Origin of the sequence: Sporosarcina sp. P19 (assembly GCF_002743165.1) — a bacterium.
GTDB lineage: Bacteria > Bacillota > Bacilli > Bacillales_A > Planococcaceae > Sporosarcina > Sporosarcina ureae.
Map to the genome: position 1 here is coordinate 1 of NZ_PDYR01000028.1, position 10,199 is coordinate 10,199.

8 protein-coding genes and 1 other annotated feature are annotated in these 10,199 nt (G+C 42.8%); of the genes, 6 read left to right on the plus strand and 2 right to left on the minus strand.

The window, feature by feature from the left end; genetic code table 11:
• Window positions 1-552 precede the first annotated feature (552 nt).
• On the plus strand, window positions 553-1,032 hold the full coding sequence (rraA, locus tag CSV74_RS16295; protein ID WP_099692441.1) for a ribonuclease E activity regulator RraA: 480 nt from the start codon (window positions 553-555) through the stop codon (window positions 1,030-1,032).
• Window positions 1,033-1,187: 155 nt separating this feature from the next.
• The gene (locus tag CSV74_RS16300; protein WP_369823739.1) at window positions 1,188-3,326 is read left to right on the plus strand and encodes an ATP-dependent Clp protease ATP-binding subunit; all 2,139 of its coding nucleotides are present in this window, start codon (window positions 1,188-1,190) and stop codon (window positions 3,324-3,326) included.
• Between the two features lie 57 nt (window positions 3,327-3,383).
• Here CSV74_RS16300 and CSV74_RS16305 read toward each other — a convergent pair whose 3' ends face one another.
• The gene (locus tag CSV74_RS16305) at window positions 3,384-3,566 is read right to left on the minus strand and encodes a DUF2929 family protein (RefSeq protein WP_029052481.1); all 183 of its coding nucleotides are present in this window, start codon (window positions 3,564-3,566) and stop codon (window positions 3,384-3,386) included.
• 178 nt (window positions 3,567-3,744) lie between these two features.
• Between CSV74_RS16305 and CSV74_RS16310 the strand changes: the two genes are divergently transcribed.
• Window positions 3,745-4,677, plus strand: coding sequence for a beta-ketoacyl-ACP synthase III (locus CSV74_RS16310; protein WP_099692443.1), 933 nt, complete (start codon window positions 3,745-3,747; stop codon window positions 4,675-4,677).
• Window positions 4,678-4,721: 44 nt separating this feature from the next.
• Window positions 4,722-5,957 (plus strand): beta-ketoacyl-ACP synthase II, encoded by a 1,236-nt coding sequence (gene fabF, locus CSV74_RS16315; RefSeq protein WP_029052479.1) that lies wholly within the window; start codon window positions 4,722-4,724, stop codon window positions 5,955-5,957.
• A 617-nt stretch (window positions 5,958-6,574) separates the two neighbouring features.
• On the opposite strand, the gene trpS is transcribed toward fabF, so the two are convergent.
• On the minus strand, window positions 6,575-7,561 hold the full coding sequence (trpS, locus tag CSV74_RS16320) for a tryptophan--tRNA ligase (RefSeq protein ID WP_099692444.1): 987 nt from the start codon (window positions 7,559-7,561) through the stop codon (window positions 6,575-6,577).
• A 93-nt stretch (window positions 7,562-7,654) separates the two neighbouring features.
• Window positions 7,655-7,867: a binding site (T-box leader), on the minus strand.
• 435 nt (window positions 7,868-8,302) lie between these two features.
• On the opposite strand from trpS, the gene spxA reads away from it, so the two are divergent.
• Both spxA and mecA read left to right on the plus strand, forming a co-directional pair.
• The gene (gene spxA / locus CSV74_RS16325) at window positions 8,303-8,701 is read left to right on the plus strand and encodes a transcriptional regulator SpxA (protein WP_009765721.1); all 399 of its coding nucleotides are present in this window, start codon (window positions 8,303-8,305) and stop codon (window positions 8,699-8,701) included.
• A gap of 238 nt (window positions 8,702-8,939) precedes the next feature.
• Entirely contained in the window at window positions 8,940-9,590 is a 651-nt protein-coding gene (mecA, locus tag CSV74_RS16330) for an adaptor protein MecA (RefSeq protein ID WP_029052477.1), read from the plus strand.
• Window positions 9,591-10,199: the final 609 nt, after the last annotated feature.

Below are 10,199 nucleotides of genomic sequence, written 5' to 3' on the forward strand. Positions count from 1 at the left end.
ATTTGCGCTTCGGAGGGGACGCGTTCCTGAGGGCTCGCGGTGAGCCAACTAGGTCGCTGCGCTCCCTTTAGTTGTCTCACCTGTCGAGCTGATCCTCTAGGAGTCGCCCCTCCTACGCGCCAATCCCTTACAATCTGAGTGGGAGCCACTCGATGTTGTCTAGTGAACTCTGGCTTGTAATCATTTTAAAATTTGAACAGGATTTGATCTAAATTAGTGAAACTACAACAATAATTAACTTTCTATCTACAGTGTGTAATCTCGTTACCTCCACTTTGTAACTAGGATTGAAGCGGAAGCTGGTGGCGACTCCTGGAGGATCAGCGTGAGTTCGAGACCCTGGACTGAACGAAGTGAGGGAAGCGGCTCGGGCCACGCCCTCAGGAAAGCGTCCACCAGCTGGAGTTGCAATCCCATTACGGACGTCCTGTAATTATCCTTAGCAAATACTTGTAACTTATATGACAATATATAGATTAAAAAAGGAAATGCAAGATTTTGTCGAATAGGAAAAGGGTAGCGTCAAACAGAATGTACTAGGGGGAATGGGAAATGTCAGTTAAAACAGCAGACCTTTGCGATGACTTCATCGACGAACTGCAAGTATGTACAGTGGAATTCAAATCTTACGGAAAGCACAAGAGATTCTCGGGGCCGATCTCAACAGTGAAAGTCTTTGAAGACAACGTACTAGTCAAGGAAGCGCTTCAAACGATTCAGGAAGGCCATGTATTGGTTGTAGACGGCGGGGGGTCAAAACGCTGCGCACTTATGGGGGACATGCTCGGTGAAATCGCACAGGATCGGAAACTTGCAGGCGTTATTATCTATGGCTGCGCGCGCGACACAGCGGATCTTGGCACACAGGAAATTGGTGTCATGGCGATCGGTAGCATGCCAGTTAAGAGTATCAAACGTGGCGAAGGGCAGAAAGACGAAGTTCTGCGCTTCGGAAACGTTGAATGGACACCAGATCACTATGTCTACGCAGACGAAGATGGGGTAGTCGTTGCGCCACGCCAACTAGTGTAATACACGTCGCTCGCATACTTGCGGGCGACTTTTTATGTCTGAAAATAGTTGGCTAATTCGAGTGTTAATCTTTTACTTCAGACAAAAAATATTCTATAATTGAATTAATCAAAGATAGTCAAAGTCAAATAAACGAGAGGCGGATGTATATGCGTATGGACGGAATGCAAGAAGATCAGCGCTCACCACTAGAGCAATTCGGTCGTAATCTTGTGGAAGAAGTGAAAAATGGAAAAATGGATCCGGTTATTGGCCGGGATGAAGAAATTCGAAATGTAATCCGAATATTATCAAGAAAGACAAAAAACAATCCAGTACTCATCGGGGAGCCGGGAGTCGGTAAAACTGCGATTGTGGAAGGATTGGCACAGCGTATTGTAAAAGGCGATGTGCCAGAAGGATTAAAAGACCGTCAGATTTTCGAACTTGATATGAGTGCGCTGATTGCGGGTGCGAAGTATCGTGGAGAGTTTGAAGAGCGTCTGAAAAGTGTTTTGAAACAAGTGAAAGATAGCGATGGCGAAATCATTATGTTCATTGATGAGATTCATACGATAGTTGGAGCTGGGAAAACAGAAGGTGCGATGGACGCTGGCAATATGTTGAAGCCGATGCTTGCACGCGGTGAATTGTATTGTATTGGTGCGACTACACTCGATGAATACCGAATGTATATCGAGAAAGATGCGGCACTTGAGAGACGATTCCAACAAGTAATGGTGCGTGAACCGTCTGTTGAAGATACGGTATCTATTTTGCGTGGATTAAAAGAACGTTTTGAATTACACCACGGTGTGCGTATTCATGACCGTGCGATCGTTGCCGCTGCCACATTGTCTGATCGCTATTTAACGGAGCGCTTCATGCCGGATAAAGCAATTGATTTAATTGATGAAGCGAGCGCGATGATTCGTACGGAAATTGATTCGATGCCATCCGAGCTGGATGCGGTGACTCGTAGAATCATGCAACTCGAGATTGAAGAGCAGGCATTGCGTAAAGAGAAAGATACGATGAGTCAGTCACGTCTACAGACATTACGCGAAGAGCTAGAGGATTTGAAAGATTCTTCAAAAGGTATGCGAGAGCAGTGGGATGAAGAAAAAGCGGCATTGAAAATTATTCAAAGTAAACGTGAAGAACTGGATCGCTACCGTAGAGAACTTGAAGATGCACAAGGCAGTTTTGATTTGAATAAAGCTGCTGAATTACAGTACGGTAAAATCCCAGCATTAGAGAAAGAATTGAAAGCATTGGAAAGTCCGTTAGAAGGAACGAAAGATATACGTCTGTTGCGCGAAGAAGTGACGGAAGAAGAGATTGCTTCAATCGTGGCTCGTTGGACAGGTATTCCGGTAACGAAACTAGTTGAAGGAGAGCGTGAGAAGTTATTGCGCTTGCATGAAACATTAAAAGAACGCGTCATTGGACAGGACAATGCAGTACAACTCGTCACAGAAGCTGTCTGGCGTGCACGTGCTGGGATTCAAGATCCAAATAAGCCTATTGGGTCGTTCCTATTCCTTGGACCGACTGGCGTAGGGAAGACAGAGCTTGCGAAAACATTGGCTGCGACGTTATTTGATTCGGAAGATCACTTCGTACGAATCGATATGTCTGAGTATATGGAGAAACACAGTGTGTCACGTCTAGTCGGTGCACCTCCAGGATACATCGGCTATGAAGAAGGCGGTCAGTTGACGGAAGCTGTAAGACGAAATCCATATGCCGTCGTATTATTGGATGAAATTGAAAAAGCGCATCCTGATGTAGCGAATATTTTACTGCAAATTTTAGATGATGGTCGTATTACTGATAGTCAAGGGCGTTTAGTAAACTTTACGAACACTGTCATCATCATGACATCGAATATTGGGTCAGCTTATTTACTCGAGAATGATTTAGATGATACAGAGCATGCCAAAGAAGATTTGATTATGGCAGCACTTCGTAGTCATTTCAAACCGGAGTTATTGAACCGAATGGATGATATTATTATCTTCCATTCATTGACCACTGATTCATTTAAAGCGATCACCAACAAGATGCTTGGTGATTTGGTTGAGCGTCTGGAAGAGCAAGATTTAGTGCTCGTCTATGATGATGAGGTACTCGACTGGATTGTTCGAGAAGGGGCAGATGCGGACTTTGGTGCGCGACCATTGAAACGATTCATTCAGCGACATGTGGAAACAAAAGTTGCGAAAGAGGTTATACGAGGCGGTCTTGTGGAAGGACAGCAAATCAAATTGTCCATGCAAGAAGGAGAGTTGGTTGTGGAAGTTGTCCGATGAGATCAAAATAAAAAGCGTAAGAACTGTTGAACAGTTCTTACGCTTTTTGGTCGTAAATCAAACGTCTGCTGGTGATTCGTCTGGAATGATTGTAGTGATAATCAATACAAGGATAGCCAAAACGATTGAGACGGTAACGCCCGCCATGAAGTCAAATGCATTGCCCCCAATGGAGCCAGCAACATAGTTTAACATAGCTACCAAGAGGAACGACCAAACAAATGTCATAATATAGTGCATGATTTTCACCTCGACTAGTCTATTTCATAGTACATCATACCATAGTAAGCTAAAACGTTGAAATGAAATTACACATTATATTTGACGGAAAAGTGTCCTCGTCTTGAAAAAGCATGTTTTTTCTTCTATAATTACTACCAGGTACTAATATTAGATGATAAGGAACGGGGTAGATGAGATGAGAGCTGGACTTTTAGGAATGGGGAAATATGTTCCACCAACTGTTTTAACAAACCATGATTTAGAAAAACGTTTAGATACATCAGACGAATGGATTCGCACGCGTACGGGAATAGAAGAGCGTCGAATCGCAGAAGATACTATTGATACATCGGACATGGCGTTTGAAGCAGCGAAAGACGCATTACAGTCAGCAGATATTCGTGCCGATCAAATCGGTCTCATTTTGGTAGCTACAGTTACGCCAGATAAGATTTTCCCGTCTGTCGCAACGATGATCCAAGAACGTCTAGGTGCTAAAAACGCAGCGGCGATGGATATTTCTGCAGCATGTGCAGGGTTCATCTATGGTATCGTAACAGCGAAGCAATTTGTTGAGTCAGGCACATATGATTATGTCCTCGTAGTAGGCGTGGAAAAGTTATCAAAAATCGTTGACTGGGAAGACCGTAATACCGCTGTTCTGTTCGGTGACGGTGCAGGAGCAACAGTCGTTGGTAAAGTCAGTGAAGGAAGAGGAATCCTGTCATTTGAATTGGGAGCAGACGGTTCGGGTGGAAAACATCTCCATCACGATAAATATCTAGAAATGAATGGCCGTGAAGTATTCAAGTTTGCGGTCCGCCAAATGGGAGAAACAGCAGTCAGCGTTGCGGAAAATGCTGGTTTGAAGACAGACGAAGTGGACTATCTTGTGCCGCACCAAGCGAATATCCGTATTATGGAAGCGTCGCGTGAGCGTTTAGGCTTGCCGGTTGAGAAGATGTCGAAAACGGTTCATAAGTACGGGAATACATCGGCCGCATCTATACCAATTTCATTGACGGACGATTTAGCTGAAGGTCGAGTGAAAGATGATGATGTGATTGTTCTGGTAGGATTCGGTGGCGGCTTGACATGGGGCGGCTTATGTATAAAATGGGGTAAGTAATTAGCCTGGAAAACAAAAGTTGATAATAGAAAGGAAGTTTGAAATTGGAAAAACGACGTGTAGTAGTAACGGGTATCGGTGGAATCTCGCCAGTCGGTAACTCGGCTGAAGAATCTTGGAAAGCAGTGTTAGAAGGAAAATCTGGAATTGACGTCATGACAAGACTTGATCAAGAAAAATTCCCAGTCAGTGTGATGGCAGAAGTTAAAGGTTTCAATATCGAGGAATACGTTTCCCGCAAAGATGCCCGTAAAATGGATCGGTTCACGCACTATGCAGTCGCGTCTTCGATGATGGCAATGAAAGATGCGAACCTGGAACTTGAAGGCGACTTAGCGCTACGTACAGGAGTTTGGATCGGTTCTGGAATCGGCGGAATGGAATCACACGAGACACAATTTAATACATTCCTTGAAAAAGGTTATCGACGTGTCAGTCCATTTTTCGTTCCTATGATGATTCCCGATATGGCTGCAGGACAAGTATCCATTTTCACAGGTGCTAAAGGAATCAACTCTTGTTCGGTAACAGCTTGTGCATCTGGTACAAACTCTATCGGGGATGCATTTGAAGTGATCCTGCGTGGAGATGCAGACGTTATGATTACAGGTGGAACTGAAGCGCCGATCACGTCACTTGCAGTAGCAGGCTTTATCGCAAGCACAGCATTATCTTTAAATGATGATCCTACAAAAGCTTCCCGTCCGTTCGATAAAAATCGTGATGGTTTCGTAATGGGTGAAGGTGCAGGAATTATGATTTTGGAAGAATATGAGCATGCGGTTGCGCGTGGCGCGAAGATCTATGCAGAAATCGTCGGGTACGGTTCCACTGGAGATGCGCACCATATTACAGCACCCGCACCAGGCGGAGAAGGTGGAGCGCGTGCGATGCAACAGGCATTAGCAAAAGCGGGCGTTGAACCTACGCAAGTGGATTATATTAATGCGCACGGCACGAGCACGCCGTATAATGATTTATTTGAGACGTTGGCAGCGAAGACTGTGTTTGGTGATCATGCGTATAAGTTGGCAATGAGTTCGACTAAATCGATGACGGGTCATTTGCTTGGTGCGGCTGGCGGTATTGAGGCGATCTTTACTGTGAAGGCGTTACAGGAAGGGATTTTACCTCCTACGATGAATTACGAGACGCCGGATCCAGAGTGTGATTTGGATTATGTAGTGAATGAGGCGCGTAAAGCAGATATTACGTATGCTATGAGTAATTCGCTAGGCTTTGGCGGGCATAATGCTTCGTTGGTGTTTAAGAAGATATAAAGGTGGACGGAAAGGGTCGTTTAGACTCCTTTCCGTTTTTTTAATGGAAGAAATTCAAGGTCAAAGGCCATGCTCAAGGTGGATAGCGCCGTAGACCGACGTTCCAGGCGGACGCTTTCCCATGGGCCCGCGGTGAGCCAACTAGGTCGCAAGCTCCCTATAGTTGTCTCACCTGATCGGGCTGATCCATCGGGAGTCGCCGCCTTCCACTTACGGTCAACTAGTGTGTTGTTCTATCAAGTGAACATCGGAGCGTTAAAAAACTTAAAGCCAAAGCTGAAACCAAATAAAACTAATTTATAATAAAAAAGACTGAAGACATGCTCCATGGAAGGTTTTTCGGGAGATGTTTTCAGTCTTTTTGGTTGTGGGCGACGGGACTCGTCTAATTACACCTGGTCTGAACATAGGATGAAAGAAAAGGGTAAAGGACGAGATGTCTGTGACGCGTTTTTTTGTGTTTGTTTGTAGTTATTGTGTGATTGTCGTGACGTTGGCTAATTTGTTGTTTTACTTGAATTATTCTGCTCTTGGTTATAATTATCGACAGATTTTGATTTTTATATTGCAGTCGACGGATTTTATGATGTTGGTAGCGGCAATTATTTTATTGCTGCTTACCGTGTACGTCCCAAGCCCATCGCGGCCTCCATCTTTTTGAGTGTGGCGGAAGCGATGGTGTTTGCTTTTTCTGCTCCTTGGTCGAGGATTGCATCGAGTTCAGGAGAGTTGATTAGTTCGTGATAACGTTCTTGGATTCCAGCTAAGTGTTGGTTGATAGCTTCAGCGACACCGGTCTTAAATGCCCCGTAGCCTTGGCCTTCGTATTTTGCTTCTAATTCTTCGATCGACAAACCACTTAGTGAAGATTCAATAATTAATAAATTGGAGACGCCTGGTTTATTTTCTACGTCAAATTTCACGATACCTTCAGAATCCGTTACAGCACTTTTGACTTTCTTTTCGATTTCTTTTGGTGTGTCTAAAATCGTAATCGTCGCTTTTTTATTTGGATCAGATTTACTCATTTTCTTCAGAGGATCTTGTAAAGATTTTATTCGAGCTCCATTTTTAGGAATACGAACGGCTGGAATGGTCAATACTTTTCCATATCGGCTATTGAAACGCTCTGCTAGATCTCTAGTTAGCTCTAAATGTTGCTTCTGATCTTCCCCGACAGGCACAATATCCGTATTATACAATAAAATGTCCGCAGCCATTAATGGAGGGTAGGTAAGAAGTGCGGCAGATACACCTTCTGCTCCATCTGATTTGTCTTTAAACTGTGTCATACGTTCGAGTTCACCAATGTACGATATGCATTGCATGATCCATCCAGCTTGTGCATGAGCTGGAACTTCTGATTGGATAAACAATGTGGATTTATTTGGATCAATGCCACTTGCGATATACGTTGCAGCTAATGAACGAATCGCTTGTTTAAGGTCATCTGGATTTTGTTGTACTGTGATTGCGTGCTGATCTACGATGCAAAAAATACAATCCTCGTCGTTTTGTAGTTCAACGAATTGACGGAATGCGCCAATGTAGTTCCCTAATGTGATGACACCTGTTGGTTGTACGCCCGAAAAAATAGTTTTCATAATAATGTTTCCTCCTTTTAATTGTCGACTGGAACGAAACAGTCTGTATCATACGTGAAAAACGGCATAAAAAAACATCAGTCATCCCCTGTAAATAGGGACGATTGATGAAAGGTAACCGTGGTACCACCCGAATTGCTACTAATAGCCACTCAATTCCCGTAACGTGGGAAGACGTGATGGAGTACTGTTTTCATCCATCAAGCTCAGGAGCCCATTCTTTTTGTGAGGTTTTACTTGTTTTCACCTTATACAAGCTCTCTACAAAAACTACCACAAAAATACTTATTCCTTCAATGCCATTCACTTATTGCTTAAGATTATATCGATACCTTGTAAAGAATGCAACTTTGATTGGATGAATAGAAAAAGATTTGCACAACATGAAACCTTTTAGTACACCTGTACGTACTATACAGAGAGGGAATAATTAGTAGAAGTATTTTCTAAATGAGAATGCATTTATTTACAAATGAAATGTTTAAAACATTTCGGCCCTGGGTATAAAAGAAGAAGATGTTCATTTATCGCAGAAAAATGCATGATTCTCTACAGGAATGTTGAAAAATAAGAAATTGTGTATTCCAGAAAAGTTTTTTCAAAAAACTATATTAATTGAGAATGATTATGTGTATAATGAACAGTATAGACATTAATTATAATAATTCTAAAGTGAATTACACGAATTGCAAATATACTAAAACTAATGAGCGTAAGCCGTGAGAAAGGACGTGTCAATAAATGGGTGTCACACTTTATACATCGCCTAGTTGTACATCTTGTAGAAAAGCAAAAGCATGGTTGGAGGAACATGAGATTCCTTATACAGAGCGTAATATCTTCTCTGAGCCATTAAATATTCAAGAAATCAAACAAATTCTTCGCATGACGGAAGATGGTACTGACGAAATTATTTCAACACGATCCAAAATATTTCAAAAGCTAAATGTTGACGTAGAAAGTCTTCCGCTTCAAAGACTATATGAATTGATACAAGAACATCCTGGTCTTTTAAGAAGACCAATCATTCTAGATGAAAAAAGACTCCAAGTAGGGTATAATGAAGATGAGATTCGTCGTTTCCTACCGAGAAAAGTTAGAGCCTATCAGCTGCTCGAAGCGCGGCGGATGGTAAACTAATCTTAATAACAAAAGCTGATAGGGATGACACGGGATACAATTGTGCCTATCAGCTTTTTTGAATTGATATTCCCTTGTATTCCTCTAGATGAGCCACTTCAATGCAAACATCGGTAAAATGAAATACAATTAACCCTTACGAAAACGTCGGAGCCGACATATAGTAGTAATAAGCATTGCAAGTGTGTATTAGTATATGACAGGGGAGGGCCTGTTCTACAGAAGGGAGAGATAAGGGATGGAAATAGAGCGCATTAATGAAAACACGGTAAAGTTTAATTTATCCTATGGAGATATTGAAGCCCGTGGTTTTAGTAAAGAAGACGTCTGGTATAACCGCGATAAAAGCGAAGAGCTTTTTTGGGATATGATGGATGAACTTGGTGATGATACAGAATTTGAAGTAGAAGGACCGCTTTGGATTCAAGTCAACGCTATGAATGAAGGCATTGAAGTGATTGTAACTCGCGCACATCTTCCGAAGAACGCAGAATCATCACAGTTTCCTTTTGGAATTGAAGATCCAGAAGAATTATTCGACCCAATTTTCGATGCGATTACTGAGTCTGAAGAGGAAAGTGAAGAAGAGTTACAAGTTACAGATAGATTATTTGTTTTCAATGAGTTTGACCAGATCATACCATTGGCCAGCAAAATGATTTCACTCGAAGACGAATTTGATTCGCAACTATATGCATTCGAGGATCGTTATTATCTCAACTTACGCTTCGACTATTCTCTCATTGAGAAGAAACGTGCGAAGGACATTGCCAGCATGGTAACAGAATACGGTGCAGTGTCTAAGATGTCTATTCATCGTATAGGTGAGTACGGCAAGGAAGTCATGGGATCTGACGTATTTGAACAAGTAAATAAATATTTCTCATAATACTCTAAAAGGCTACCAGTAACTTGGTAGCCTTTTTTGTTTTGCCAACCAACGCTAGCTTTTTCGTTTGGTAGTATATGGGGCTAGTTCAAGTACTTGTCGGATTACGTTTCTATTTAGCATGCCTAATAAGCGGCGTGCGGTTGTGGTTCTTGCACGTGCTTTTCTTTTTCCTGTTCAATTAGGGGTTGTGGTTTAGCTGGCAATCTAAGTGGCAAGTTCATTGTCCCCACTTCGGCGCTGGTGGATGGCTTTCGCGAGGAGCCACCACAGCAGGCGCCTTCGTTGCATCGGGTGTAGGGCAGTTCACATAGTTGTTTTTAATCGTCGAAGTGCTGTCGGATTACGTTTCTATTTAGCATGCCTAATAATCGTAGTTGGCTTGTGGTTCTTACAAGTGCTTTTCTTTTTCTTGTTCAATTAGGAGGTTGTGGTTTAGCTGGCGATCTAAGTGGCAAGTTCATTGTCCCCACTACGGCGCTGGTGGATGGCTCTCGCGATGAGCCACAGACAGGAAGTTCGCCTGTCTCTGTCTCCTCGCTACGCCTACCACAGCAGGCGCCTTCGTTGCGTCGAGTGTAGGGCAGTTCGTAGACTTCTTTCGCAAGC